The sequence below is a fragment of the Kitasatospora sp. NPDC022856 genome (assembly GCF_055561235.1).
In genome coordinates, this window is sequence record NZ_JBVHHE010000008.1 from 125,422 (window position 1) to 152,041 (window position 26,620).

Below are 26,620 nucleotides of genomic sequence, written 5' to 3' on the forward strand. Positions count from 1 at the left end.
ACCCGCGCGGGCGGCCGCCCGCCGCGACGTACATGTGCGTCCGGCAGTTCGATCAGGCAAGGTGTAACCCGTGATCGAACGGCGCCGGGCCGACCCGGCGCCATCAGGGGCGGCAAGGAGCGGAAGTGCCTAAGCGGGGCCGACCGGGCGGAGGCAAGCGGGCCAGGGGCGGCAGGGTGGCCCGTCAGGCGCGACAGACACGCCCGGGTCCGGAGCCGCGTCCGCTCCACCCCTCCGAGGCCCCACCCACCGAGGGCCTGCTCGGCCACCCCGCCCCGACCGTCGAACCCGCCACCGTGATCCCGCTGGTCACGCCGGTCCGGGAGACCAAGGGCCTGCTGAATCCGGAGCCGGCCGCCGAGCCCTCGGAGCCGGAGCTCGCGGAGGCGGAGCTCTTGGAGGCGGAGCCCCAGCCGGGGCCGGTCGGTGCGGCGGGCGCGGTCGGTGTGGCGGGCGCGGTCGTCGCCGAGGGCGTCGTCGCCGGTGCCGCTGGTGCCGCCGCGGCCGCCGGGGCCGCCGGGGGGCTGGACACCGACACCGTGCCCGGCAGCCGTCGGCGCTCGGTCGCCGAGGACACCCTCACCCCCGAGGAGTGGCGGGCCGCCGGCTACACCCCGCCCGACGGCATCGCCATCCCCACCCTGACGGCGGGCGCGCCCGGCGAGGCGCCCTGGCCGGACCGGATGCGCACCCTGTTGCGCACCCCGATGTCCGAGCGCCCGGCCTTCGAGCGGACCCCCCGTGAGCTGCACCCCTCCGCGGGCCGGAGCGTCCCGCGCATCCTCGACCTGACCCTGCGCATCGGCGAACTGCTGCTCGCCAGCGGCGAGGCCGCCGAGGACGTCGAGGCGGCCATGCTCGGCATCGCCCACGCCTACCGGCTGGACCACTGCGAGCCGCAGGTCACCTTCACCCTGATCGGGATCTCGCACCAGCCCTCGCTGGTCGAACCGCCGGTCACCGCGGACCGGGTGGTGCGCCGCCGCACCTCGGACTACACCCGGCTGAACGCGGTGTACGAGCTGGTCGCCGACATCACCGCCGAGACGGTCTCGGTCAACGACGCGTACCGCCGCCTCGCGCTGATCCGCCGCAACCGGCACCCGTACCCGACCTGGCTGCTCGCGCTGAACACCGGACTGCTGGCCGGCGCGGCGACCTTCCTGGTCGGCGGCCGGATCGACGACAAGGCCTGGCTGGTGTTCGCCAGCGCGTTCATCGCGGCCGTCCTCGGCGACCGGCTGGCCTCACTGATCGCCCGGCGCGGGCTGCCGGAGTTCTACCAGTTCGTGCTGGCCGCGATGCCGGCCGCGGCCTCCGGCATCATCCTCTCGTTCAACACCTTGGGCCTGCGCGGTTCGGTGGTGATCACCGGCGGGCTGTTCGCCCTGCTGCCCGGCCGCGCCCTGGTGGCCGCCGTCCAGGACGGCCTGACCGGTTTCTACATCACCGCCGCCGCCCGGCTGCTCGAAGTGATCTACCTGGTGTCGGGCATCGTCATCGGCGTGATGCTGATCCTCTACCTGGGGGTCGGCTTCGACCCCCAGCTCAAACCGGACGAGAGCCTGGCCGGGGCGAACTACCCACCGGTCCAGATGATCGCCGCCCTGGTGCTCACGCTGGCCTTCGCGATGCTGCTGCAGACCGACCGCCGTTCGCTCGCGCTGGTCACCCTGAACAGCGGCATCGGCTGGGCCAGCTACGGCGTGCTGGTCTACAACGCCGGGGTCTCCCCGATCGCCGCCACCGGAGTGGCGGCGGGCCTGGTCGGCCTCTTCGGCCAGCTGATGGCCCGTTACCGCAACGGCTCGGCGCTGCCCTACGTGACCGCCGCGATCGGCCCGCTGATGCCCGGTTCGGCGCTCTACCTCGGGATGCTCTCGTTCACCCAGGGCCACGCCAGCGCCGGTCTGGTGCAGATCACCCGGGCCGCCGCGATCGCCCTGGCGCTGGCGATCGGGGTGAACCTCGGGGGTGAGATCGCCCGGCTCTTCATGAAGCTCCCGGCCGGCGCCGAGCGGCCGGAACCGTACCTCGCCGCCCCCCGCCGGGCGGCCAAGCGCACCCGCGGCTTCTGACCGCCCGCACCGACGCGCACCCCGGCCTCCGGGCTCCGGGCCCCGGGCTCCGGCGCCGCGTCGGTGCGGGTGGTGGGCTCGTTGGGCCGGTGTTGGCCCCCGGGTCATGTCGTGGCAGGACGTACGCAGGACCAGGAACGAAGGTAAGACGCATGACCACACTGCTGGACGGCTACCGCGAGCACATCGTCGCCGCGCACAAGCAACCGCTGTTCCTGCTGTTGGTCGGATTCATCACCTCCTTCGTTCTGATCCGGTTCAGCGTCCGGATGATCCGGGCCAAGGTCCGCTGGTGGCCCGGCAATGTGACCCCCGGCGGCCTGCACATCCACCACATGGTCTTCGGTCTCGGCTTCCTGCTGACCGGCGGCATCGGGGTGTTCGCGACCTACGGCGGCCACCCGTGGATCGATGTCTTCGGACTCCTCTTCGGCATCGGCTGCGGCCTGGTGCTGGACGAGTTCGCGCTGATCCTGCACCTGGACGACGTCTACTGGAGCGAGCAGGGCCGCAAGTCGGTGGACGCGGTGATCTTCGGCATCCTCTGCACCTCACTGCTGCTCGTCGGGTACGTGCCGCTCGGCGTGGTACCCAGTCAGGAGACCAGGTGGGGACTGGTCACGGTGATCTCGGTGAACGCCCTGGTCTCGGTCATCACCCTGCTCAAGGGCAAGATGTGGACCGGACTGCTCGGCATCCTGGTGCCCGGCCTGTCCTGGATCGGTGCCATCCGGCTGGCCCGCCCGAGCAGCCCGTGGGCGCGCTGGCGCTACGCGACCCGCCCGCGGCGCCGGGCCCGCGCGCTCCGGCGTGAGCGACGACTGCACCGGCGTGCGGACATCGCCCGTACCTGGCTTTTCGACCTGATCGCGGGCGCCCCCGACAAGGTGCCGGCCGGCCACCCCGCCGCTCATCGGGTCGCCGAGCGGATGGCCGCCCGGGCCTCCGCCCACCTGGACGCGCACGCCGCCCGCGCGCTGGCCCGGCGTTCCGCCCGGCTGGCCGATCGCCGCTCGGCGGCGACGCCGGGGCCGGGGGGCAGGCAGCGCCCCGGCCCCGGCGGGCCCGCTCCCATCGGGCCCGAGCCCGGCCCCCGGCCGCTCGCGCAGCAACGCCGCCGCACCGTCCGGGCAGGCCGAAATCGCACCTACGCGGTACGTCCGACCGGTCTGGAGCCCCGGCCCGACCGACACCCCCGACTGAGGCCGCACACCCCTCGGATCCATCGGTAGTTCGTATACCCTGAGCCCTTGGCTGGTGGTGATTCCCGGTCAGATCATCTGATGGGTCACCCGGCCGGCGGTGCGGGCTTGGGGTGTGAAGGCCGTCCGGCTTGAGAATATGGCGATGAGTGACCGACTTGTCACGTGATGGGATATTTCGCCAGATTCGCTGGGTGGTCGGGGTGACCAGGTCCGCCTGGGGCTCTCCGAAGGCCCACGTCCGACACCTGAGAAGGGATGTCCCGTGGTGCGCAGGCTCCTGCCGACCCTCCTGTTGTCCCTCACCGCTCTGCTCGGGCTGCTTCCCGCCGCCGCGGCAGTCCCGGCGGACGCGCTCGATGACGCGCCGTCCGGCGCCGCAGCCGGTTCCGCGTCCGGGGCCGGTTCCGAGTCCGGTTCTGCAGCGGGGGCGCCGGCCGACAGGGCCTACCCCTCCGCCGAGGAGGTCGACCGCTCCCGGGTCGAGGCCGACCGCCGGGCCGCCTCGGTCTCCACTATCGAAGCCGGGCTCACCGCGGCGACCGCCGAACTGGACCGGGCCGCCCGCACCGCCGAGCAGGCCGTCGAGGCCTACAACGGCGCGCAGGTCGCACTCGCCCGCGCTCGCACCGAGGAGTCCGCCGCCGCCGGACGGGCCGCCACCGCCGAGGCGGCGCGGACCGAGGCCGCCGAGGACGCCGCCCGGCTGGCCGCCGAAACGTACCGTCAGGGCACCAGCGCCGAGCTCTCCGCCGTCAACGCCCTCATCGGCGCCCATGGGCCGCGCGAGGCCGGCGACCAGGCGGCGGTGGTCGGCGTCGCCAGCGACCGCACCCGGCAGATCCTGGACGCGGCCACCTCCACGGCAGCCGCCGCGGCCCGTGCCTCGGCCACCGCCCGCACCGCCGCCGAGGCCGCCGAGAAGGCCGCCGCCGAGGTCGGCGCGGCGCGGGGCCGGGCCGAGGCGCGGCTGGCCGCGCAGCAGGCGCAGGTCACGGCGGTCGGCCTGCGCCGCGAACAACTGCTCGCCGATCTCGCCGCCGCCCGCCACACCACCGTCGAACTGGAGCGGCAGCGGCGCGAGGCGCTGGAGGCGATCGCCGCCCGTGAGGCCGAGGCCGCGGCCCGGGCGGCCGCCGAGAAGGCCGCTGCCGAGAAGGCGGCGGCTGAACAGGCGGCAGCGGAGAAGGCCACGGCGGAGAAGACGGTAGCCGAGGCGGCGGGCACCGCGATGGCGCCGGCTCCGAGCTCGCCTCCGGCTGCCCGCCCGTGGTCGGCCGAGGGCGCGGCCGCCGCCGTCGCCTTCGCCCGTTCCAAGATCGGCCTCCCCTACGTCTGGGGCGGCGAGGGCCCCGGCGGCTACGACTGCTCGGGGCTGACCATGATGGCCTGGCGCCAGGGCGGCAAGCAGCTGAACCACTTCGCCGCCGACCAGTACGCGCAGAGCACCCCGATCGGCTACCGCCAGCTCCGCCCCGGCGACCTGGTCTTCTGGACGGACACCGGCCGGGCCGCCGACATCCACCACGTCGGCCTCTACATCGGCGACGACCAGATGATCGAGGCCCCCCGCCAGGGCATGCCCGTCAAACAGGCCAGCCTCTGGATCATGGGCACCCCGGACTTCTACGCCCGCCCGTAGCGGATACGGCCCCGGGGAGAGGGGCCACTTCATTTCGCGCGGCACTGGTCACCCTCCGGTCAGCTGGTGGTGGACGCATTCCGTGTACTGCCGGAAGCTGTCGGGCTGATAGCACTCCTGGGTGTTGTCGGCGTACCAGACGAAGAAGACGGCTATCAGGGCGGACAGCACGATCGCGACGCACGACGCCACCACACCGGTGATGGCGCCGGCCCGGCCGACTCCGGTGCGCTTGGCCGTCCTCAGCGCGAGGACGCCCAGGACCAGGCCGATGACGCCGAGCGGGCCGCCGATGAGGATGATCGAGGTGACCAGGGCGGTGATGCCCACCACCCATGCGGCCACCGCGGCGCCGTTGCTCGCCGTCGGAGGCTGCGGGCCCTGACGGGGGGTCGGGCCGTGGAGGCCCGCCCCGGTGCGGGGCGGTGCCGGCCGGCTCGGTACTTCCGGCGCCGTCGTCCGTCCTTGAGCATTCATCAGCCGTACTCCCGTCCCGTCGATTGGTCAGGGCATGATTGTGAGTTCCGGGGGGTGGGGTGCACATCGCTGAAAGGCGGGATATATCGATCCCCCGATCGGGGGAGGTCGACGGCGGACGTTCCGGCAATACTGGCTCGATCATGGTTAAGGGACTCCCGCCGCTGTTGCGCGGCTTCACATTCTCGGGCGCGCTGTTCGCGTTCGGCGGCGCGCTGGCAAGCCTTCCGCTGGTTCCTCTCGCGATGCTGCCGGCGGCAGCCTGGCGGACCGCTCCCTACGGGGTACAGGTCGCCATGACGCTGTCGGCCTGGGCGGCAATGATCGCCGCGGTCGGGCTCGCGCGCCCCACGCGGCAGGTGCTGATCTCGTGCGCCCGCCGTCTGCTGCGGGTACCGCTGCCGGATCTCGTGGCCGCCCGCCGCCCCGTCCCCTCCCTTTCGCACGACACTCTTCCCGGAGCGCCGTCCGCCAGCGTGCAGGCCGTGACCGGGTCGGCCGTCAGCGCGCAGTCCGTCACTGGCCCGTCCGGGGCCGACCGTTGGCGGACCCCGGCCTGGCTGCTCCTGCACGCGGCACTGGGGTGGACGGGAGTGCTGGTGAGCGGCGCCCTGTTCATCGCCGGCCTCACCCTGCCGGGGGGCTGGACCGGGGCCGAGGCGGGGCTGAGCCTGTTCGGCCGGTCGATGCGGCCGGGGACGGGCTGGGCGAGCTGGGGGGTGGCGCTGGTCTGCCTGCTGCTGGCAGCGGCCGGCTGCATCGTCGTGACGGGCGCCCTGCGGTGGCTCGCACCACGGCTGTTGGGCCCGTCGGCGGCCGAGCGCCTCGCGCTGGCGGCCGAGCGTGAGCTGCGGCTGGCCGAACGCAACCGGTTGGCACACGAGTTGCACGACTCGATCGGTCACACGCTGACGTCCGCCACGATCCAGGCGGCGGTGGCGGGCGAGGTGCTCGCGGCCGATCCGGTGGCCGCGCGGGCCGCCCTGCGAAGCATCGAGGAGTCGACCCGGGCCGCGTTGGAGGACTTGGACTACGTGCTGGGCGTGCTGCGCGAGGAGAAGGCGGGGACGGCCCCGACCAGGACCTTGGCCGACCTGCCGGAGCTGCTGGACCGGTTGCGGCACGCGGGCGCGGTGGTGGTGTCGGAGCTGTCGGGCGAGCCGGCACAGGTCCAGGGGACGCTCTCCCGGGCGGCGTACCGGATCCTCCAGGAGGGCCTGACGAACGCGTTGCGTCACGGGGCGGGCGGTCCGATCGAGGTCCGGGTGGCGGCCGCGCCGGACGGACTGTCGCTCAGCGTGGTCAACCCGGTCAGGTCGGCGGCAGCCGGCAAGGGCCCGGGCGCCTTCCCCACGTCCGGCCACGGCCTGCCCGGGCTGGCCGAGCGCGTGCGCTTGCTGCACGGTGAGATCGAGGCCGGGCCGAGCGGGCCGCAGCACTGGCGGTTGGACGTCCGGCTGCCGGTACGGTTGTCCGCATGATCGGCACGACCGGCTCCGGGCCGGCTGAGGCCGCCGCGACCGGCCCGGACGCGAGCCCGGCGGGCGCGACCGGTGACGACACCGGCGCCGCCACCACGAGCCGGGCCACCGCCGGCCCCACCGGCAACCCCGTCACCCTGCTGATCGCGGACGACGACGAGGTGACGCGCAGCGGTCTGCGCATGTTGCTCGCGGTGCAGCCGGGCATCGTCGTGGTCGGGGAGGCCGCCGACGGCGTCGAGGCGGTCGAGCAGGCGCGGCTGCTGCGGCCGGACGTGGTCCTGATGGACGTGCGGATGCCGCGTCGCAACGGAATCGAGGCGACCAGGCAGCTGCTGGCCGACTCGGCCGATGCGCCGAAGGTCGTGGTCATCACCACCTTCGAGAACGACGGCTACGTCACCGCCGCGCTCAGCGCGGGGGCCAGCGGGTTCGTGCTCAAGCGGCTCCCGGTCCGGCAGATCGCCGAGGCGGTGCGGGTGGTGGCGGCGGGAGAGGCGATCCTCTTCCCGGCGGCGCTGCGCCGGATGGTCGCCGCCCGGCCGCTGGGTTCCGCCGAGGCGTTGCCGAGGGCGGCGCTGACCGGGCGGGAGGAGGAGGTGCTGCGGTTGATGGCCACCGGTCTGTCCAACCCGGAGATCGCGGACTCGCTCACGGTGAGCCAGGAGACGGTCAAGACGCACGTCGGAAACGTGCTGACCAAGCTCGGCGCACAGAACCGGACCCATGCGGTGGTGATCGCGTACGAGTCCGGCCTGGTGGTGCCGGGGTGCGCCGCCTGACGCGTCGGCGCGAAAGGGTGGGCCGACAGCACGGGGCCCGGCCGCGCACCGGCCCGCCCGGCCGATTCCGGGGCGGGCGAAAATGAGGTGCCGTCGCCGGAGGGCGGTCGTACCGTGACGTCATGGGCAACGATGTGGACGGCGGCACCCGCGATCCGGGCAGCGCCCAGCAGACAGAAGGCATCGGCGGAGTCGAGATCCGTGCGATCGCCAAGGACGAGATCGAGGGCTGGGACCGGGCGCTCGCTCTCGGATTCCTCCGTTCACACGTGGACAGCGCGGCGGACTTCCGTCGCCAGCAGTGGGCGCCCGGCCGGGTGCTCGGCGCCCTGGACGCCGGCCGCTACGTCGCCACCTTCCGCAGCTTCGACGTCGAGCTGACAGTCCCCGGCGGAGCGGTCGTCGAGGCGGACGCCATCACCTCCGTCACCGTGACCGCCACCCACCGCCGGCGCGGCTTGCTCCGCCGGATGATGACGGAGGATCTGGCGGCCGCCCGGGAACGAGGTTTGGCCGTCGCCATCCTGGTCGCCGCCGAGTACAACATCTACGGGCGCTACGGCTTCGGCCCGGCCACCCGCGGCCACGGCTGGAACATCGACCTGCTGCGGGCCCGGGGTCTGCGCGAGGGCCTGCCGACCATGCCAGGTGGGCGGATCGATCTCGTCGGCATGGAGGAGCTGCGCAAGGTCGGCTCCGAGCTGCACGACCGCTGGCGGCGCACCCAGCCCGGTGCGATCGCCCGCAACGAGCTCTGGTGGAGGCGCCAGACCGGGGACGTCCAGGTACCGGGCTTCGAATGGAAGGAGCCCTTCGCCGCCGTCCACCGCGACGCCGAGGGCACCGCCACCGGCCTGGTCGTCTACCGGGTCGACGACACCTGGGACGGCAGCTACCCGAACTGCACCCTCACCGTCGTCGACTTCCTCGCACTGGACCGGGGCACCGCCGCCGAGCTGTGGCGGTTCGTCCTCTCCGTCGACTGGGTGCGCAAGGTCGTGGTGGAGAACATCGGACCGGACGACCCGCTGCCGCTGCTGCTGGCCGACCCGCGGGCCGCCACGCCCTACGCGGAGAACGCCGACTTCATGTGGCTCCGGGTGCTCGACGTCGAGGCGGCCTTCAACGCCCGGACGTACGGCGCGCCCGGCCGGGTCGTCCTGGAGGTCGAGGACCGGGACGGCTACGCGGCCGGCCGGTGGGCCGTCGAGGTCGCCGCCGACGGCAGCGGCCGCTGCACCCGCACCGACGACGAGGCCGACCTGGCGCTGGGCGTCTCCGCGCTCGGCTCGCTCTACCTGGGTGGCGAGACAGTCCCCCGACTGGCCGCGGCGGGCCTGGTCACCGAACTGCGCCCGGGCGCGGCCGCCGCCGCCGACCTGTTGCTGCGCACGCCCCTGCTCGCCTGGAACCCGGACAACTTCTGAGTCGCGTGGGTGAGCCCACGCATCCGGGTGTCCACGGCCGCGTGTTCACGGCCGGGCGTTCCCGATATCGGGAACGCCCGGCCGTCGCATGTGTGCCAGGGCGGAGGTGGGCCCTATTTGACGGCGTTCTTTCCGATGGTGGGCAGGATGAAGTCCTGAATGAGGCCCTTGGCGTCGCGGACGATCGGCCGGAACACCCGGTAGCGCGAGAGGTTGATCACCCGGGCCGCCATGGGGGTCGAGCGCCGGACGAACTCCCGGGTCCGCTCGGTGTCCTCGGTCCGGTCGAAGACCCAGTAGAGGACCACGACCATGAGGTGCAGCCAGAGCACGTCGGGCAGCAGCTCGACCAGCTCGGCGTCCAGCTTCGGCGCCAGGTCGGAGCCCTGCAGCACATCGCGGAACAGCTCCACAGCCGTGGCCCGGGCCGGGTGCGATTCGTTGGAGAACGGGCTCAGCGCGCTGTTCGGGTCCGCCGCCGTCCGGAAGAACTGCGCCGCGAACTCGTGGTACGGCGCGGCCGTGTCGAGCCAGGACGTCAGCGCGATCTCCAGTCGCTCGGAGAAATCCCGCGTCTTGGCCATGCGATTCCTGGCGTCGGCCGCATGGTCGTACGTCATCCGGTCGTAGAACCCCTGGATCAGGAATTCCTTCGCCGAGAAGTAGTAATACGCGTTGCCGACCGAGACACCGGCCTCGGAGGCGATGGCGCGCATGGTGGTCTTCTCGTAGCCCCGTTCCTGGAAGAGCCGCATCGCGGTCTCCAGGATCAGGGCCCTGGTCGCCTCGCTCTTGTCGGTCTTCGGCTGCGCGCGACTGCCGTGCACCTCGGCGGGTGGTGCCGCCGGGGTCGACGGCGTGCCGGGCGCGACCTCGGGGCCGTCCGTGCCGTTCGTGCCGCTCTTCTTGTTCGTACCGTTCGTCGCTGCCAGGTCGTCCACGGCCCCGAGCCTAGCCGGATCGCCCCTCGACGGCCGGTGTCGGTGCGTGCGGTACCGGATGCCCCCTCCACATCCGGTACCGACGCCCCGCCCCATGCATTTCGAACGCGTTCAAAAGCATGGGGAGACTGTAGGCGCAAAGTCCGATCATGATCAAGTCCGGCCGTGTGGGACGCTCGTCCCATGGACATCACCATCCGCCGCGGCACCGCGGACGACAGCGGGGCCGTCGCCGAGCTGCACGCCCTCAGCTGGCGGACCACCTACACCGGCATCGTCCCGGCGCGGGCGCTGGGCGACGGGCTGACCGCCGAGCGGCACGAGGTGTGGGCCCTGCGGCTGGCCGTCGACTACGGCGAACCGGCCAACACCCCGGAGCTGCTGATCGCCGAGCAGGCCGGGAGCGCCGTCGGGTTCGCCTACGCGGTGCCGCAGCCCGACGGCCGGGTGCTGATCGACAACCTGCACGTCCGGCCCGACCGCACCGGTGGCGGCATCGGCCGCGCGCTGCTCGACGCCGTGCGCCTGCACGTCGCCGAGCGCCACCCCGGAGCCGACCTCTACCTGGAGGTGCTGCGCGACAACACCCGGGCGGTCGCCTTCTACGAGCGCGAGGGCGGTCACCGGACGGCGGAGCAGGAGGGCGTCTTCCCGGGCGGATACGTGCTGCCCGAGTACGAGTACACCTGGCCCGCCGCCACACTGACGGTCGGATCGCGGAGGTAGCGAACCGGTGGTGGTCGGCTAGTCATGGTCGTAGACCGTCACCGGCACCCCCTGATCCACCAGGCGGGCCGTCACCAGCGGCTCGACCAGCTCCCAGCGCCCGCCCGCCAGGCCGCAGCCGATCCGGGGCATGTGGACGGAGGCGCCGAGCGCGAGTGCGTGTCCGGCCAGTGCCGCCAGCGCTGAGTCGATCGCCCCGTACCGCACCGGTGGGCCCGTCGACCGGCCCGTCCGGATGCCGCGCTGGCCGACCATGTTGGCCACCCGGACGTACGGCTCGACCTGGACCATCTGCACCGCGCCCAGGCCGAAGTCGTTCTTCGCACGCTCCCGGTGCCAGTGGCGGAACGCCGCCTCCGGCTCCGGCCAGCGCCGTGAGAGCGCCAGGACGAAGCCCTTCCCCCAGCCGCCGAGGTCGTTGCAGACATGGGCGATCACCTTCACGCCCTTGCCCTGGGGCGCGGTGGCATCGCCACGGACGTATCGGATGGTCGCCGGTTCCATGTCGAGCACGCTAGTGCGCGGCACTGACAATCCGTCCGGAACCCCGGGGCGCCGGGGGAGCGGCCGGCGTCCGCAGGTGGCGGCGGCCGGCCAGGGCGATCAGCAGGGCGAGCGAGGCGGCGCCGGCCGGCAGCCAGTAGCCGGTGCCGGGGGCGGTGTGCTCGGCGACCGCGCCGGCGAGCGCCGCCCCGGCCGAGATGCCGACCACGATGCCGGACACCGCCACCGCCATTCCCTCGTTCAACTGCCTCTCCGGCAGGAGCTCCTGGACGAGCGTCATACCGGTGACCATGGTCGGGGCGGTGCCCGTCCCGGCCACGAACAGCGCCGCGCCGAGCAGGACGAGCCCGGCCCCGCCAAGCCCGGCGGCCAGCGGCAGGAGCAGCAGCACGGCCATCGCCGTGACGCCGAACAGGAAGCGGACGCCCGCCGCCCGGCGGGGCCGGAGCAGGCCGAAGACCAGTCCGGCCACGCAGGAACCGCCCGCCACCAGCGCCAACAGCCCGCCCGCCAGCGGCTTGTGGCCGAGCGCGTCGGCGTACGCCACGGTGGTGAGCTCCATCGAACCGAAGAGCACGCCGGTGGCGAGGAAGGTCAGCAGCAGCACCCGCAGCCCGGGGGTCCGGAGCGGAGAGCCGTGCCGGTGCGCGCGATCGCCGGGGTCCGAGCACTCGGGGCGGGGTCCGGACCGGTCGGGCGTCGAGCCGGGGCGCCGGTCCGCGAGCGGGGGTTCGGTCCGGCGCTGGGCGGCGAACAGCAGGGCGCCGGCACTGCCGAAGACCCCGGCGGCGAGCAGACCGGCCTCCGGTGCCACGGTGGTGCAGAGCACCATCGCGAGCACCGGCCCGGCCATGAAGCAGAGCTCGTCCAACGACTGCTCGAAGGAGTTGGCCAGGTGCCGGGCCGCCGCGTCGTCCCGGTACAGGTGTGCCCAGCGGGCCCGCGCCATGCCGCCCAGGTTCGGTGCCGCCGCGCAGGCCGCCCAGCAGGCGTACAGCGTCCAGTCCGGCGCGTCGAACCGGACGCAGAGCAGCAGGCCGACGAGCGGGACGGCGTTGTACAGGGTGGCCGGGACGGTGACGCGGGCCTGCCCGTACCGGTCGACCAGCCGGCCGAGCAGCGGCATGCCGATCGCTCCGGTGGCCAGGCCGACCGCCGCGACGGTGCCCGCCAGCGCGTACGAGCCGCGCCGCTCCGAGAGCAGCACCACCAGGGCGACGCCGGTCATCGACATCGTGAGCCGGCCGAGCAGCCCGGCCAGGGTGAAGGCGGCGGTACCGGGCAGAGCGAACAGCCGGCGGTAGGAGGCGGGCATGGAACTCCTCGTGGAGGGGTGGGGGAGGGCTCCAGCCTCGAACAGCCGCCCGCTTCCGGTCCAACACCTGTTTCGCCGTACTCACATCAGGCTGTTGTTAATCTGCCGCCATGCCCCATGACCTGCACCCCCGGCTGCTCCGCGGCTTCGTCGCCACGGCCGAGACGCTGCACTTCGGCCGGGCCGCCCAGCGGCTGCACGTCGCCCAGCAGGCGCTCAGCCGCGACGTCCGCACGCTGGAGAAGCTGCTCGGCGACGCGCTCTTCACCCGCACCACCCGCAGCGTCGACCTCACCCCGGCCGGGCGGCGGTTGCTGCCGCAGGCCCGCCGGCTGCTGGCCCTGCACGACGAGATCGTCAACGGTGCCGAGCGGCGCCCACTGCTGCTCGACCTCAACAGCGACGTCTCCGGGCCGGACCTGACCACCGACCGGGTGCTCGAACGGGCCCGGGCCGCCTGGCCGGAGGGCGAGATCCTGGCCCGCTTCCTCGGCGGACTCGCTTCGGCCGCCGAGGAGTTGGCGGCGCACCGGCTGGATGCGGCGTTCGGGCGCTTCGCCGGTCTGCCGGCCGGCCTGCGTGCTCAACTGGCCCAGACGCCGGTCCGGCTGGAGCGGGTCTCGGTGATGATGGCGGTCGGCCACCCGCTCGCCGACCGGCCCGCGCTGCGGCTCGCGGACCTGGCCGGGCACCCGGTGGACGTCTGCGCGGGCAATCCGGCCACCACCGAGTGGGCCGACCTGGGGACCTGCCTGCTGCGCGACCACGGCCTCACGCCCGCCGCGCCGTACGCGCCGCCGGTCGGGGTGGACGAGACCGCCCGCTACCTCACCCGGCACGGCGACCCGATGCTGACCACCGTCGGGGGCCCGCTGATCCCCGGTGTGGTGAACGTGCCACTGGTCGATCCGGTGCCGTTGACGCTGGTGAGCCTGGTGCGCCGGTCGGACCTGCGGCACCCGGGCCTTCCCGCGCTGGAGGCGGCGGCCGCCGAACTCGGGGCGAGCGAGGGCTGGCTGAGCCGCCCGGCCGGCAGCTGGCTGGCGGAGGCGGACGCCGCGCTGCTCGCGGCGTAGGCGTCCGTAGCCGTGGGGCGGGGAGGCTCGGGGCGCGGCCCGGGGCGGGCGCGGTTCGCGGCATGAACCCGCCCCTGCCGTTCGGGGGTCGGCAGGGGCGGGTCGAACGCGGGGCCGTGACAGCGGTCGGCCGGGTCAGGCCGCCTTGACGGCGGAGATGTCGAAGCTGAGCTTGACCTTCTCGCCGATCAGCACGCCGCCGGTCTCCAGCGCGGCGTTGTAGCTGAGGCCCCAGTCGGTGCGGTCCAGCACGGCCGTCCCCTCGAAGCCGACCCGCTCGGCGCCGTAGGCGTCGGTGGCGTTGCCCGTGTAGTCGAGGTCCAGGACGATCGATCGGGTGGTGCCCTTGATGGTGAGGTCGCCCGTCATCCGGTACGAGTCGCCGCGCAGGCGCTCGGCGGAGGTGCTGCGGAAGCGGATCTCCGGGTGGGCCTCGGCCGCGAAGAAGTCGCCGGTGCGCAGGTGCTCGTCGCGCTGGGCCTGGTTGGTGTCGATGCTCGCCACCTTGATCACCAGCTCGGCGGTGGAGTTGTGCGGGAGGGCGCCGTCCAGGTGCAGCTTGCCGTCGTACTCGGTGAAGCGGCCCTTGACGTTGGTGACCATGGCGTGGCGCACCGAGAAGCCGACCTCGCTGTGGGTGGTGTCGATCGCCCAGTCACCGGTGAGGTGGGCGAGGTCCGGTCCGGCCGGGGTCTCGACGACGGCGGTGGCGGTGGCGGCGGTCTTGGTGCGGTTGAAAAGGCCCATGGCTCCTCCTCGGGTCCGAAGCCATTTGTTTAGGCTTCAACTTGTTGGCTCCACCATAGGGCGGTTTCGTTCAAAGTTCAACCATGAGGCCCGCGCGGCTCGCGGAATCACCCGGACGACGGAGCGGCGAGGGGGTGGCGGGCGCCTGCCGCCCCGGGGGTGGCCGGCGGGCGGCGATCGGTATCGTCACGTCCGGTCCGGCCGTGCGGCTTGACCCTCGACCTGGTCGAGGCCGGAGAGTCCCGGGCATGGAGAGCGACCTGCGCAGCATCGGTGAACTGGCCCGCGACAGCGGCCTCGGCGTCAGTGCGCTGCGCTTCTACGACGGCGCCGACGTGCTCACCCCCGCCCGCGTCGACCCGCAGACCGGCTACCGCTGGTACGCGCCCGCCCAGCTCGCCGACGCCCGGCTGCTCTGCCGCCTCCGCCGGGTGGGCCTGCCGCTGGCCGACATCCGGGCCGTGCTAGGTGCGGAAGCCGGTTCCGGCGCGGCCCACCGGGTGGTCGACGCGCACCTGCGCCGACTGGAGGCCGGTCTCGCGGACGCGCGCCGGGAGCTCTCCCTGATCCGCACGCTGATCGACCAGAGGGAGAACCCCATGACCGCCACGCCCGCCGTCCGTGCCGTCACCGTCCCCGCGCGCGAACTGGCCGAGGCCCTCGGCGCGGTCCGCTTCGCGGTCGGCGCCGACCCCGAACTCCCGGTGCTGTCCGGGGTGTTGTTCGACCTGGAGGGTGGACTGCTGCGGCTGGTGGCCACCGACCGGTACCGGATGGCGCTCGCCGAGGTGCGGCTGCCGGACGCGCCCGACCTGCCGGACGCACCTGACGAGGGCTGGGCCCCGGTCGCCGCGATCGCTCCGACCGCCCTGGTCGACGGTATCCGCGCGCTGCTGGGCTCCGGGGCCGAGGAGGCCGAACTGACCCTCGGCGCGGGCCTGGTCCGGGCCGAGACCGGCGGCCACCGGATCGAGGGCGCCGCCCTCGACCACGACTTCCCCGACTACCGTTCGCTGACCCGGCTGGACCCGGTCCACCGGATCGACCTGGCCGCCGCCGAGCTGCGCGACGCCGTCGAGTCCGGTGCCACCCGCAGCCTGCCCTCGGGTCCGAACGGCGGAGTCTGCGAGGTCACCGTGCTCACCGTCGGCCGGGACGGGCGGCTCACCGTCGCCGCCGACGGCGACCCGGCCCCCGGGGACCTCCGGGTGGCCGTCAACCGCGACTTCCTCCTCGACGCCCTGCCGGCCGCCGGCCCCGAGCAGCTCGTCCTCGAACTCGCCGGTCCCATCGCCCCCCTGGCCATCCGCACGGCCGGCCGCGACGGCACCTTCTCCATCCTGATGCCGGTCCGGGTGGCGGACGCCGTCTGATCCGCCGAGGTCGGTCGGGGCGGCGCTGGTCGCGGCCCTCGACCGCCACGGGGAGCACCGGCGGTCCCGACGAATCCTGGACGGCGCGCGCCCCTGCCACGCGGTCCGGAGCCGGCTCCGCCCCCGGCTCGACGGGCACCGGTCGGCCTGGCTTCCGCCCGCCGGTCCGAGGGGTCCGGTGCCGTCGCTCTGGCCGGTCGGGCCCGTCGGCCGGCGTGGAGCTTCGAGGAAGCCGGGCCGTCGGCCAGGTGCCGCCGAACGGCAACCCGGTCGGCGGCGCCGATCCGGTCGAACACCTCAGCTGCCCGACAATCCCGTCGTGCCACGCGTAGAACGTCGCCACTCCGGAAGACTCCATCTCACGGATGGACGAACGACCGCAGGGGTGGGCTCATGATCGTTCTGTTGCTCGGGATCCTGGCGCTCGCCATCGGCGGGTGCGTCTGTGTCGTATGGGCCGATCGGGGTGGGCCCCGATGGGTCCGCGCGGTGGCGGCGGTGACCCTGGCCGCGGGCGAGCTGCTGCACATCGCGCGGCGGAACCGCCGCCGGAGCATCAAGCGGTCCAGCGGCGGCGACGAGTAGGCGGCCCGCCGGCCTGAGCGGGCCGGACGTTCCCGCAGGCGCGCGGGCGGCAGCACCCGGCACCGACGCGTTTGCTGTTGCTAGCACCGTGCTTGCATTTGCAAGCACGGTGGGGCAGGCTGGGCCCATGGCCTCACTGAACGTCGGCTCGCTGGGCGAGTACATCCGCGAGCAGCGGCGTAACGCGCAGTACTCGCTGAGGCAACTCGCCGAGGCCGCCGGCGTGTCCAACCCCTACCTCAGCCAGATCGAGCGAGGGTTGCGCAAGCCGAGTGCGGAGATCCTGCAGCAGATCGCCAAGGCGCTGCGGATCTCGGCGGAGACGCTGTACGTCCAGGCCGGGATCCTGGAGGAGCGGCGGGGTGAGGGCCTGGAGCTGAGGGCCTCGATCCTGGCCGATCCACTGATCAACGAGCAGCAGAAACAGGCGCTGCTCGCGGTCTACGACGCCTTCCTCAAGGAGAACGCCGCCCGCAAGGACACGGACGCGGCGCCGCACGACCCCGAGGCCGACGGTCCGACCGCCGTCGGCTCGGCAACCTAGACCACGGGAGGACCGGCATGCCGATCACGGACGAGATCAAGAAGACCCTGAGCGACCCGACCCCGCTCTACGCACTCGCCGGCGCGGGCGACCTCGCCTACGAGAAGCTGCGCGAGGTGCCCGGCAAGGTCGAGGCCCTGGCCGCGGACCGCAAGGGCACGCAGGACAAGGCCGCCGCCAGGCTCCAGGACGCGCAGGCCAGGCTGGTCGAGGCGCAGGCGAAGGTCGCGGGCACCGTGACCACCCTGCCCGCCGACCTCAAGGTGCTCCAGGAGAAGGCGCAGAGCTTCGCCCTCCAGCAGGTCGGCCGCGCGGTCGAGCTGGCGGTGAAGGCCAAGGAGGCCTACGACGAGCTGGCCGAGCGCGGCAAGGGCGTCGTCGAGCGTGGCGGCCCGGCCGACGCGGTCGAGCCGGTCGGGGCGGCGCAGTCCGCCGAGGGCCCCGAGCCGGTCGAGGCCGAGCTGGTCGAGGACGACGAGCCGGCCGTCGCCCCCGCCGAGGAGCCCGCACCGAAGAAGGCCCGGGCCAAGAAGGCCGCCGAGTAGCACCGGCACCGCCGCACTCCGGTGGGACCGGGCTGCCCGCAGGGCACATCCGGTGACCTCGGGACGTTGACACCGTGGCGAGCGGTCCGTCGTGCCAGGATGGACGACGGTCGGCACGCCGGAGCCGAGACGCAGAGGAGACCGCGATGGGCGGAGTGGCTCAGATCCTGGGCTTGGACTACCTGAACCCGTTCTGGTGGCTGGCCGTCGCCATTCTGGGCTTCAAGTTGTTCGCACTGATCGACGCGGCCACCCGCCCGGAGGACGCCTATCGGGCGACGGACAAGAAGACCAAGGGGTTCTGGCTGGCCGTCCTGGGCATCGCGTTCGGGCTGGACCTGCTGTTCGGGGCGAACTTCCTGACCAGCTTCCTGACCCTGGCGGGTCTCGTCGCCGCGATCGTCTACATGGTCGACGTGCGGCCGGCGATCCGGGAGCTGACCAACCGGGGCGGTGGCCGGGGCGACCAGCGCAACATGGGCCCGTACGGCCCCTGGTAGGACGCCGGGCACTTCAGCGACGAGCCCCGGTGCTCGCGGGACCGATCCGCGCGCACCGGGGCTCGCTGCTGTGCCGGTGCCCCGTGCCACCTCGACGCGGCCCCTGGTAGCAGGGCCGGCCGCCTCGGCCGAGGAGCATCAGCCGAGGATCAGCTGCACCGGGTTGCGCTCCAGCAGCAGGACGGCCACATCGTCCGTCAGCGCGCCGCCGTTGAGCTCCTCGACCTCGGCGATCGCGCTGTCGATCAGGCGGCCCCTGGTCAGCCCGGCGGCCTGGTGGTCGCCGACGAGGTCGGCCAGCCCGTCCTGGCCGAGACGCCGGGAGCCGGCGCCGACCCGGCCCTCGATGAGCCCGTCGGTGTAGAGCAGCAGCCGCCAGCCGGGGCGGAGTTCGAGCGGGTGCGAGGGCCAGACGGCCAGGCCGTCGTCGCAGGGCAGCAGACCGAGCGCGGGGCCGGCCGGGTCGGACGGCAGCGTCACCGGCTTGTGGTCCGTGCCGAGCAGCAGCGGAGCGGGATGCCCGGCGAGGTACAGCTGCGCGTGCTCGACGGCGCCGAGTGAGCCGAGTTCGCCGGTCGCGTCGTTGGGTTCGATGACCAGCATGCAGAGCGTCGCGAAGATCTCGTCGCTGCGGCGCTCGTGCTCCAGGACGTGCTGGAGGGTGGTCAGCAGGGCCTCGCCGGTGAGGCCGGCGAAGACCAGGGTGCGCCACGCTATCCGGAGGGCGACCCCGAGGGCCGCCTCGTCCGGTCCGTGACCGCAGACATCGCCGATCACCACGTGGACGGTGCCGTCGTCGGTGCGGACGGCGTCGTAGAAGTCGCCGCCGAGCAGGGCGCGGCGGCGGCCGGGGCGGTAGCGCCGGGTGAAGGACAACCCGGCGCCGTCCAGCAGGGGAGTGGGCAGCAGGTGGCGCTGGAGGCGGGCGTTCTCCTGGCCGCGCAGCTCGGCCTCGACCAGTCGCCGCTGCGACTCGTCGGCGCGCTTGCGCTCGACGGCGTACCGCAGGGCGCGGGCCAGCAGCGGACCGTCCGTCTCGTGCTTGATCAGGAAGTCCTGTGCCCCGGCGGCCACCGCGGCGGCACCGAGTTCGGCGCCGGCGGCGTCGGTGAGCACCACGACGGCGGTGTGCGGGGCCCGCCGGAGCAGCTCGTGCAGACCTTCCAGGCCGTCGGAGGCGTCCGAGGGGTGCGGCAGGTCGGCGGGGGCGGCCAGGTCGAGCAGGACGCAGCTGAAACCGGCGGCGCGCTGCCGTCCACGCCGGCCTCCCGAGGTGCCGGTCGCCAGCAGCTCGGAGGCCTGCTCCAGCCCGCGGGCCCAGTAGATCTCGATCTGGGCGCCGCTGTCGGCCACGGCGTCCTTGAGCAGCTGGGCGTCGGAGGCGTCGTCCTCGATCACCAGCAGCTTGAGCGGGGCGGCCGACGGAACGGCGGAGGAGGCGCCCCGGGAGGGGGCTCCGGCGGTGACCGACCGGGGGTGGGGTATCGGCGGAGTCGCCGTGGCCGGTCCGGCCGACTGCTCGGTGGCGGCGGGCCGAATGCGGGCGCGGTCGGTGAGGGTGCCGTCGAGGGCACCCCACAGGTCCGCGGCACCAGGTGCCCGCCCGTCTCCCGTAGCGGGCATCGACTGCTCCTCCTTTTCCCCGAGTGCGTAACGGTCGGAGCCCGTTCGCAGTGCCCGCCTGGCACTCTGCGCCGGGGAACTTCTCGCGACCATAACGTGACTCCGGGGATTTCTTCGGCCGCCCGGCGCTGTGGTGGCTCCTGCCACGCCGGTGGCGGTGCGGTGGGTACGGGGATGACGGGATCGACAGCGACAGCCGGAGCACGCGCCCGCGAGCTCCGGAACGGACGGTGGAGGTCGGACATGACGGTGACGCGGATCACCCTGGTCGAGGGTGACATCACGGAACAGCAGGTGGACGTGGTGGTGAACGCTGCCAACTCCTCCCTGCTGGGAGGCGGTGGCGTGGACGGTGCGATCCACCGCAAGGGCGGACCGCAGATCCTGGAGGAGTGCCGAAGGCTTCGGGCCTCGCAGTACGGCAAGGGGCTGCCCACCGGGTGCGCGGTGGCGACCGCGGCGGGACGGCTGCCGGCCCGCTGGGTGGTCCACACGGTGGGGCCGGTTCATCTGGCGGAGGAGTACGACAAGAGGGCCGAGCAGCTGGCCTCGTGCTAGCGCGAGTCGCTCCGGGTGGCGGTGGAGCTCGGCGCGCGCACGGTGGCCTTTCCGGCGGTGTCGGCCGGGGTGTACGGGTGGCCGCTGGACGATGCGGCCCGGATCGCCCTCGGCACCGTCGCGGCCGCGGGGTCGGGGTCGGGGTCGGGGGCGGTGTCGGGGTCGGGGTCGGTGGGAGAGCTGGAGGAGGTGCGGTTCGTGCTGTTCGGGGCGGAGGCGTACCGGGCGTTCGAGCGGGAGTGGCGGGCGCTGGGGCTCGACGGGGGCCGGTCGCACGGACAAGAGGCGGAGGAGGCCGAGGGGCGGGAGCCGGAGGAGCGGGCGTGAGTCGTAGGGGCGTGGCGGAGCGGGAGCGGAGGGGCTGGGAGGAGGCGAAACGCCGGGTCGGAGGGGTGGCACACGAGGTGCCGGCCGAGTGCCCCCATCGTGGCGTGACGAGGCGTCAACACGCCAGAGGTATTCGATAACTCGTTCGAGTGAATCCCCGGGTTCGCTCATCCGCGCACGCCCGAGGCCGGTCCGGCAGGCCGTCCGGTCCGGCAGGCAGGCAGGCAGGCAGGCAGGTCCGGCCGTCCGGGCGTTCCGGCCGCCGCCCGCTACGGGGCGAGCGCCGTCCAGGGGACGGTGACCTCGCCCTGCCGCCACCGCCCGCGCGCGTCCACCAACGGCCAGCTGCCCGCCAGCGCCGTGCACGCGGCCACCCAGCGCTGCCGGGCGCCGAACGCCCCGTACGGCGCGGCGGCCGCCCAGGCGCGGTCGAAGTCGGTGAGGAAGGCGTGCACCGGCCGGCCCGGCACGTTGTGGTGGATCAGGGCCTTGGGCAGCCGCTCGGCCAGGTCGGAGGGAAGTCCGAGGCCGCCCAGCCGGGCCGCGAAGGTCACCGTGCGGGGGCCCTCCGGTCCGATCGCGACCCAGACGTGCCGGCGCCCGATCTCGTCGCAGGTCCCCTCGACCAGCAGCCCGTCCGGCGCCAGCCGGGCCCGGAGCCGGTCCCAGACGCCGACCACCGCCGACTCGTCGTACTGCCGCAACACGTTGGCGGCCCGGATCAGCTGGGCGGGCGCGCCACCGTCCAGCGGCACCTCGAAGCCGCCGCGCCGGAAGGTGAGCAGCGGCGGTTCGGCGTACGGCAGCGCCGCGGCGACCCGCTCCGGCTCGATCTCGATCCCCACCACCCGGACGTCCGGCCGCACCGTCCGCAGCCGCCCGGAGAGCTCCACGGCCGTCCAGGGCGCGGCGCCGTACCCGAGGTCCACGGCGACCGGCGGGCGGTCGGCGGAGCGCAGTGCCGGTCCCAGCGTGTGGGCGATCCAGCGGTCCATCCGGCGCAGCCGGTTGGTGTTGGTGGTCCCCCGGGTCACCGTCCCGACCGGGCGCCCCGTCCGTCCGCGGGCAGGCGCGGTCGCGGAGTCGAAGAAGGCGGCCATGCCGGAAATCGTACGGCCCGCCCGCGGCCGCCCGCGCCGCCCCGGCTCCGGCCGCCGCACGGGCTCGCCCCGCGGCAGACCCGGCCCGGACGGTCCGCGCCGGCCGCCCGACACACGCCCGCGCGGCGAGGCACGCGCCCCCGCCGCACCTCCTGAAGCCTTCCGACGACCCCTGCGCTCCGCTCCGCCCCGGCGCGGCGGCCCGCCCGGCCGCCTCCCGGCACCACCCCGCACCCCCGCCCGCCGCCCGGGTTCCCGTCCGTGGGCCATCTCATGGGCCGGGACGGGAATGCCGGTCGATGACCACGTGGTTGGCACACTGGTGGTGATGTGCGCCCGGACGGGGCGGCACACCGCCGCGCCACATCCCGTGACGCGGCGGTACGGCGTGGGCGGCCGCGCACACACCGAACAGCAGGCAAGCAGGCTGCAGAGACGGGCAGCTCAGAGGAGGCTTCAGCCAGGTGATCCAGCACCCCGTCCGTCCGGTACGCCGTGCCCAGCCGACCCCGCCCGTGCGGAGCCGGCTCCAGTCGCTCGTCCCGGGCCGCCAGCGCCGTCCGCGCCGGATCGCCATGCTCAGCGTCCACACCTCCCCGCTGCACCAGCCCGGTACCGGTGACGCGGGCGGGATGAACGTCTACATCGTGGAGCTGGCCAAGCGCCTCGCCGAGCTCGACATCGAGGTGGAGGTCTTCACCCGGGCGATCTGCTCGGACGACGCGCCCACCGTCGAGCTGGCCCCCGGCGTCCTGGTGCGCCACGTCACCGCCGGCCCGTACGAGGGCCTGGTGAAGGAGGACCTGCCGGCCCAGCTCTGCGCCTTCACCCACGGCGTGCTGCGCACCGAGGCCGGCCACCGCCCCGGCCACTACGACCTGGTGCACTCGCACTACTGGCTCTCCGGTCAGGTCGGCTGGCTGGCCGCCCAGCGCTGGGGCGTGCCGCTGGTGCACACCATGCACACCATGGCGAAGGTCAAGAACGCCGCGCTGGCGGAGGGCGACACCCCCGAGCCGGCCGCCCGGGTGATCGGTGAGACGCAGGTGGTGGAGGCCGCCGACCGGCTGATCGCCAACACCACCGAGGAGGCCGCCGAGCTGGCGCTGCACTACGCGGCCCGGCCCGACCAGCTCGCCGTCGTCCACCCGGGTGTCAACCTGGACGTCTTCCGCCCCGGCGCCCCGGACGCGCGGGCCGCCGCGCGGGCCCGGCTGGGCCTGCCGCAGGACGCCGCCGTGCTGCTGTTCGCCGGTCGGATACAGCCGCTGAAGGCGCCGGACGTGCTGCTCCGGGCGGTCGCCGCGCTGCTGGAGGCGCGGCCCGAGCTGCGCGAGCGGCTGGTGGTCCCGGTGGTCGGCGGTCCGTCCGGCACCGGGCTGGCCAAGCCGGAGAGCCTGCACAAGCTCGCCGCCCAACTGGGCATCGGCGACGTCGTCCGGTTCCACCGGCCGGTCGGCCAGGACCTGCTCGCCGAGTGGTACCGCGCGGCCACGGCGCTGGTGATGCCCTCGTACAGCGAGTCCTTCGGGCTGGTCGCGCTGGAGGCGCAGGCCTGTGGGACGCCGGTGGTGGCCGCGGCGGTCGGCGGTCTGCCGGTCGCCGTCCGCGACGGCGTGACGGGCACCCTGGTCCACGGCCACGATCCGCTCGCCTGGGCACAGGCGCTGGAGCCGTACGTCACCGAACCGGCGCTGGTCGCCCGGCGCGGCGAGGCGGCGGCCCGGCACGCCGCCGGGTTCGGCTGGGACACCGCGGCGGCGACCACCGCCGAGGTGTACGCCGGCAGCCTGGCCCGCCCGGCCGGCCGGCTCACCGGATCCCGGCTGCGACTGGCCTGAGCCGGGGCGGCCGCCGGGGCCGGTGGGCGGAGGTGCGGGGTCGGGACCGTGCGGCTCCGAGCCGTCCCGGCTCCCGGCCAGGGCCGGGAGTACGGAGCCGCCGCTGCTGCGCGCCACCGGTACCGCCGAGTAACGTCACCCCCATGGCAATCCGCACCAAGGACGAGGCCCTCACCCTCCTGCGTACCGCCCTGGACGACGCCGGGGTCGGCTGGGAGCCGGCCACCACCGACCCGTACACCCTGGTGGCGACCCTCCCGGGCACTCGCAAGCTGAGCACCACCTGCGCCCTGCGGGTCGGCGACCACACGCTCTCGGTGAACGCCTTCGTGATCCGCCGGCCCGACGAGAATCACGAGGCCGTCTACCGCTGGCTGCTGGAGCGCAACACGCGGATGTACGGCGTCGCCTACGCGATCGACGCGCTCGGCGACGTCTACCTGGCCGGCCGGCTGCCGCTGGAGGCGCTCACCGGGGACTCCGTCGACCGGTTGCTCGGGACGGTGCTGGAGAGCGCCGACGAGCCGTTCAACACGCTGCTGGAGCTGGGCTTCGCCTCGGCGATCCGGCGCGAGTGGGAGTGGCGCACCAAGCGCGGGGAGTCCACCCGCAACCTGGCCGCCTTCGCCCACCTGGCCGCGCCGACGGCGCAGCAGTAGCGCCCCGGACCGGCGGGGCTCCGGGACGCTCCGCCTCAGCGGCCGACCGGGGCCTTCGCCGTTGCCACCTTCGCGGTCGGCACCTTCGTCGTCGCCACGTCGGCCGACGGCTCTACCCCCGACAGGTCGACCACAGGCACCTCGACCGCTGACACCTCGACCGCCGACGCCTCGACCACCGGCGTCCGCTTCGCCGGAGCGGCGGCCGTGGCGGCGCCCGGGCGCCGCCCGAGCAGGACGTACCCCGCCGCCGCGACGGTGCCGCAGGCCGCACAGGCGCCCCACACCGCCGTGCTCCCGGCCCGCTCCAGCAGCACTCCGCCGACCGCCGGGCCGAGGAACGAGGCGAGCGACCAGGACAGCGAGTAGACGCCCTGGTAGCGGCCCCGGGCGTGGGTCGGTGACAGCTCGGCGACCAGGCCCATCATGGTCGGCGCGTTCAGGATCTCGCCGATCGTCCAGACCGCCACCGTGAACGCGTAGAACCACGCGGAGGACCCGGCGAGCATGGTCAGCCCGAAGCCCCAGCCGATGAACAGCGCGCTGGCGACCAGGAGCGCCGTCCGGTTGCGCCCCTCCATCCACCGGGTGAGCGGGATCTGCAGCACCACGATCAGCAGGCCGTTGAGGCCGATGACCAGGCCGTACTGGGTCGAGGTGATGCCGTTGCGGCCCATGTCCACGGCGAGCGTGGTGCTGCCCTGCTGGGCGACCAGCGCGAGCAGCAGGTTGAGTCCCACGACCGCCATGAACCGGCTGTCCCGGAAGACCGTGCCGAGGCCGACCGCGGGCTGGTCGACCCGAACGGCCGGGGTGTCCGGCCTGGTCTCGGGGATCCGGACGAAGATCACCACCGCGCAGACCAGCGTGGAGAGCGCGTCCAGCAGGAAGAGCGTGAGGTAGCCGTGCGTGGCGATCAGGCCGGCGGCGGCCGCGGAGAGGCCGAAGCCGATGTTGATCGCCCAGTAGTTCAGCGAGTAGGCCCGGACCCGGTCCGCCGCCGGCACGATGTCGGCGATGATCGCCGAGGTGGCCGGGCGGGTCGCGTTGTTGCAGAAGCCGACCAGGAAGGCGACCGCGGCGATCGCCACCTGGCCGTCGGTGAAGCCCAGCACCGCCGTGAACAGCGCGGTGCCGAGCTGTGCGGCGACCAGCGTCGGGCGCCGGCCGATCCGGTCGGTCAGCACGCCGGCGACGATCGCGGCGATGGCCGAGCCCAGGCCGAACAGCGAGGCGACCAGACCCGCGTACGCGGCCGAGTAGCCTCGGTCGGTCGTCAGGTAGAGCGCCAGGAACGTGACGACGAACGCGCCGAGCTTGTTGATCAGGGTCGACGTCCAGAGCCACCAGAACTGCCGGGGCAGTCCGCCCACCGTTTCGCTCGCGACTCTTCGAATTCGGGCAGGAAGGGGCGAAGCGGGCATCTGAGGGCTCCCGGGCGGCAGGCGTTCCGCTGAGCGGACCGGCATGTCCGCGCTGCGGCGAGGTAAGTGTCACTAACGCGAAGCAAACATTACACATGGGGGCGGGTCCCGACCAGCCGTTTAAACGCCTCCATTAAGCTGGGGGCCATGGCTGACACGACGTACCGACTCATCCTCCTCCGCCACGGCGAGAGCCAGTGGAACCAGAAGAACCTGTTCACCGGTTGGGTCGACGTCGACCTCAACGAGAAGGGCGAGAAGGAGGCCGCGCGTGGCGGCGAGCTCCTCGCCGCCGAGGGCCTGCTCCCCGATGTGCTGCACACCTCGCTGCTGCGCCGTGCGATCCGCACCTCGCAGATCGCCCTGGACAAGGCCGACCGCCACTGGATCCCGGTCAGCCGCAGCTGGCGTCTGAACGAGCGCCACTACGGCGCCCTCCAGGGCAAGGACAAGGCCCAGACCCTGGCCGAGTTCGGCGAGGAGCAGTTCCAGCTGTGGCGCCGCTCGTACGACACCCCGCCGCCGGCGCTGGCCGACGACGCCGAGTACTCGCAGGCCGGTGACGCCCGCTACGCCGACATCCCGAGCGAGCTGCGCCCGAACACGGAGTGCCTCAAGGACGTCGTCGACCGGATGCTCCCGTACTGGTACGACGCCATCGTCCCGGACCTCGCTGCCGGCAAGACCGTCCTGGTCACCGCCCACGGAAACAGCCTGCGCGCGCTGGTGAAGCACCTCGACGGCATCTCCGACGAGGACATCGCCGGCCTCAACATCCCGACCGGCATCCCCCTGGTCTACGAGCTGGACGCCGACTTCAAGCCGGTCGCCAAGGGTGGCCGCTACCTCGACGCGGACGCCGCCGCAGCCGCGATCGAGGCCGTCAAGAACCAGGGCAAGAAGTAACCCGCTTGCCGCTACGGCCCCGCTTCCCGCTCCGGGAGGCGGGGCCGTAGCCGTTTCGGCTTCGCAGTCAATCCTCTTGCGCGGCAAGGGGGTTCAGTGTGTGGCGAAGGTGGTTCAGACCATTGACGGTCGCCGTGGGGGCTCCTACCGTGTGAGCACTGTCCTGGCACAGGCATGCCAACGGATCTTCCATGGCCGCCGCACCCCCAGGCGCGCGCGTCTGTGCCCGGCGCACTC

The 26,620-nt window shown here is 73.7% G+C and carries 24 protein-coding genes and 1 pseudogene; 17 read left to right on the forward strand and 8 right to left on the reverse strand.

Annotated features, from left to right (window positions below):
- Positions 1-176 precede the first annotated feature (176 nt).
- The 3 genes from ACZ34W_RS12240 to ACZ34W_RS12250 all read left to right on the forward strand — a co-directional run bounded on the left by ACZ34W_RS12240 (position 177) and on the right by ACZ34W_RS12250 (position 4,922).
- A complete protein-coding gene (locus tag ACZ34W_RS12240) occupies positions 177-2,078 on the forward strand; it encodes a threonine/serine exporter family protein (protein ID WP_465603496.1) in 1,902 nt (633 codons plus the stop codon).
- A 152-nt stretch (positions 2,079-2,230) separates the two neighbouring features.
- The gene (locus ACZ34W_RS12245) at positions 2,231-3,310 is read left to right on the forward strand and encodes a hypothetical protein (protein WP_352286061.1); all 1,080 of its coding nucleotides are present in this window, start codon (positions 2,231-2,233) and stop codon (positions 3,308-3,310) included.
- A 235-nt stretch (positions 3,311-3,545) separates the two neighbouring features.
- Positions 3,546-4,922, forward strand: coding sequence for a C40 family peptidase (locus tag ACZ34W_RS12250; protein ID WP_465603498.1), 1,377 nt, complete (start codon positions 3,546-3,548; stop codon positions 4,920-4,922).
- Between the two features lie 48 nt (positions 4,923-4,970).
- Here the strand turns inward: ACZ34W_RS12250 and ACZ34W_RS12255 are convergent, their stop codons facing one another.
- Complete coding sequence (locus tag ACZ34W_RS12255; RefSeq protein ID WP_465603500.1) at positions 4,971-5,267, reverse strand: DUF4190 domain-containing protein; 297 nt, start codon at positions 5,265-5,267, stop codon at positions 4,971-4,973.
- Between the two features lie 275 nt (positions 5,268-5,542).
- On the opposite strand from ACZ34W_RS12255, the gene ACZ34W_RS12260 reads away from it, so the two are divergent.
- From ACZ34W_RS12260 to ACZ34W_RS12270, 3 genes are all read left to right on the forward strand, one after another.
- Entirely contained in the window at positions 5,543-6,880 is a 1,338-nt protein-coding gene (locus ACZ34W_RS12260; RefSeq protein ID WP_465603502.1) for a sensor histidine kinase, read from the forward strand.
- Complete coding sequence (locus ACZ34W_RS12265; protein ID WP_359805239.1) at positions 6,877-7,662, forward strand: response regulator transcription factor; 786 nt, start codon at positions 6,877-6,879, stop codon at positions 7,660-7,662. Before ACZ34W_RS12260 ends, ACZ34W_RS12265 begins: the two co-directional genes overlap by 4 nt.
- Before the next feature lie 122 nt (positions 7,663-7,784).
- The gene (locus ACZ34W_RS12270) at positions 7,785-9,089 is read left to right on the forward strand and encodes a GNAT family N-acetyltransferase (protein WP_465603504.1); all 1,305 of its coding nucleotides are present in this window, start codon (positions 7,785-7,787) and stop codon (positions 9,087-9,089) included.
- Between the two features lie 113 nt (positions 9,090-9,202).
- On the opposite strand, the gene ACZ34W_RS12275 is transcribed toward ACZ34W_RS12270, so the two are convergent.
- Positions 9,203-10,030 carry a TetR/AcrR family transcriptional regulator gene (locus ACZ34W_RS12275; protein ID WP_359805235.1) on the reverse strand — a complete coding sequence of 276 codons (828 nt, stop codon included), beginning with the start codon at positions 10,028-10,030 and terminating at the stop codon, positions 9,203-9,205.
- 183 nt (positions 10,031-10,213) lie between these two features.
- Between ACZ34W_RS12275 and ACZ34W_RS12280 the strand changes: the two genes are divergently transcribed.
- On the forward strand, positions 10,214-10,756 hold the full coding sequence (locus ACZ34W_RS12280; RefSeq protein ID WP_465603507.1) for a GNAT family N-acetyltransferase: 543 nt from the start codon (positions 10,214-10,216) through the stop codon (positions 10,754-10,756).
- A gap of 18 nt (positions 10,757-10,774) precedes the next feature.
- Here the strand turns inward: ACZ34W_RS12280 and ACZ34W_RS12285 are convergent, their stop codons facing one another.
- Complete coding sequence (locus ACZ34W_RS12285; protein WP_329488409.1) at positions 10,775-11,260, reverse strand: macro domain-containing protein; 486 nt, start codon at positions 11,258-11,260, stop codon at positions 10,775-10,777.
- A gap of 10 nt (positions 11,261-11,270) precedes the next feature.
- On the reverse strand, positions 11,271-12,575 hold the full coding sequence (locus tag ACZ34W_RS12290) for an MFS transporter (RefSeq protein ID WP_465603509.1): 1,305 nt from the start codon (positions 12,573-12,575) through the stop codon (positions 11,271-11,273).
- A 110-nt stretch (positions 12,576-12,685) separates the two neighbouring features.
- On the opposite strand from ACZ34W_RS12290, the gene ACZ34W_RS12295 reads away from it, so the two are divergent.
- Positions 12,686-13,651 (forward strand): LysR family transcriptional regulator, encoded by a 966-nt coding sequence (locus ACZ34W_RS12295; protein WP_465603511.1) that lies wholly within the window; start codon positions 12,686-12,688, stop codon positions 13,649-13,651.
- Positions 13,652-13,786: 135 nt separating this feature from the next.
- Here the strand turns inward: ACZ34W_RS12295 and ACZ34W_RS12300 are convergent, their stop codons facing one another.
- Positions 13,787-14,398: a YceI family protein gene (locus ACZ34W_RS12300; RefSeq protein ID WP_465603513.1), complete on the reverse strand. Its 612-nt coding sequence runs from the start codon at positions 14,396-14,398 to the stop codon at positions 13,787-13,789.
- Between the two features lie 248 nt (positions 14,399-14,646).
- Here ACZ34W_RS12300 and ACZ34W_RS12305 point away from each other — a divergent pair, with 248 nt between their 5' ends.
- From ACZ34W_RS12305 to ACZ34W_RS12325, 5 genes are all read left to right on the forward strand, one after another.
- The gene (locus ACZ34W_RS12305) at positions 14,647-15,771 is read left to right on the forward strand and encodes a DNA polymerase III subunit beta family protein (protein WP_465603515.1); all 1,125 of its coding nucleotides are present in this window, start codon (positions 14,647-14,649) and stop codon (positions 15,769-15,771) included.
- Between the two features lie 393 nt (positions 15,772-16,164).
- On the forward strand, positions 16,165-16,356 hold the full coding sequence (locus ACZ34W_RS12310) for a hypothetical protein (RefSeq protein ID WP_329488403.1): 192 nt from the start codon (positions 16,165-16,167) through the stop codon (positions 16,354-16,356).
- A gap of 127 nt (positions 16,357-16,483) precedes the next feature.
- Complete coding sequence (locus ACZ34W_RS12315; protein WP_329488401.1) at positions 16,484-16,900, forward strand: helix-turn-helix domain-containing protein; 417 nt, start codon at positions 16,484-16,486, stop codon at positions 16,898-16,900.
- 17 nt (positions 16,901-16,917) lie between these two features.
- On the forward strand, positions 16,918-17,445 hold the full coding sequence (locus ACZ34W_RS12320) for a hypothetical protein (protein WP_329488400.1): 528 nt from the start codon (positions 16,918-16,920) through the stop codon (positions 17,443-17,445).
- Positions 17,446-17,591: 146 nt separating this feature from the next.
- Positions 17,592-17,945 (forward strand): DUF2516 family protein, encoded by a 354-nt coding sequence (locus ACZ34W_RS12325; RefSeq protein ID WP_359805215.1) that lies wholly within the window; start codon positions 17,592-17,594, stop codon positions 17,943-17,945.
- A gap of 138 nt (positions 17,946-18,083) precedes the next feature.
- Here ACZ34W_RS12325 and ACZ34W_RS12330 read toward each other — a convergent pair whose 3' ends face one another.
- Positions 18,084-19,568 carry a PP2C family protein-serine/threonine phosphatase gene (locus tag ACZ34W_RS12330; protein WP_465603518.1) on the reverse strand — a complete coding sequence of 495 codons (1,485 nt, stop codon included), beginning with the start codon at positions 19,566-19,568 and terminating at the stop codon, positions 18,084-18,086.
- Between the two features lie 243 nt (positions 19,569-19,811).
- Between ACZ34W_RS12330 and ACZ34W_RS12335 the strand changes: the two are divergent.
- Positions 19,812-20,453 (forward strand): annotated as a pseudogene (locus ACZ34W_RS12335) (O-acetyl-ADP-ribose deacetylase).
- 269 nt (positions 20,454-20,722) lie between these two features.
- Here ACZ34W_RS12335 and ACZ34W_RS12340 read toward each other — a convergent pair.
- Positions 20,723-21,553 carry a methyltransferase domain-containing protein gene (locus ACZ34W_RS12340; protein WP_465603520.1) on the reverse strand — a complete coding sequence of 277 codons (831 nt, stop codon included), beginning with the start codon at positions 21,551-21,553 and terminating at the stop codon, positions 20,723-20,725.
- A gap of 464 nt (positions 21,554-22,017) precedes the next feature.
- On the opposite strand from ACZ34W_RS12340, the gene mshA reads away from it, so the two are divergent.
- Together mshA and ACZ34W_RS12350 are read left to right on the forward strand one after the other, a co-directional pair.
- Positions 22,018-23,394, forward strand: a complete 1,377-nt coding sequence (gene mshA / locus ACZ34W_RS12345) for a D-inositol-3-phosphate glycosyltransferase (RefSeq protein WP_396485874.1) — start codon at positions 22,018-22,020, stop codon at positions 23,392-23,394.
- Positions 23,395-23,537: 143 nt separating this feature from the next.
- The gene (locus ACZ34W_RS12350) at positions 23,538-24,053 is read left to right on the forward strand and encodes a type III secretion system chaperone family protein (RefSeq protein WP_329488395.1); all 516 of its coding nucleotides are present in this window, start codon (positions 23,538-23,540) and stop codon (positions 24,051-24,053) included.
- Positions 24,054-24,088: 35 nt separating this feature from the next.
- Here ACZ34W_RS12350 and ACZ34W_RS12355 read toward each other — a convergent pair whose 3' ends face one another.
- Entirely contained in the window at positions 24,089-25,477 is a 1,389-nt protein-coding gene (locus tag ACZ34W_RS12355; RefSeq protein WP_465603523.1) for an MDR family MFS transporter, read from the reverse strand.
- Positions 25,478-25,624: 147 nt separating this feature from the next.
- Here ACZ34W_RS12355 and ACZ34W_RS12360 point away from each other — a divergent pair, with 147 nt between their 5' ends.
- A complete protein-coding gene (locus ACZ34W_RS12360; protein ID WP_329488392.1) occupies positions 25,625-26,383 on the forward strand; it encodes a phosphoglyceromutase in 759 nt (252 codons plus the stop codon).
- The last annotated feature ends 237 nt before the right edge of the window (positions 26,384-26,620 follow it).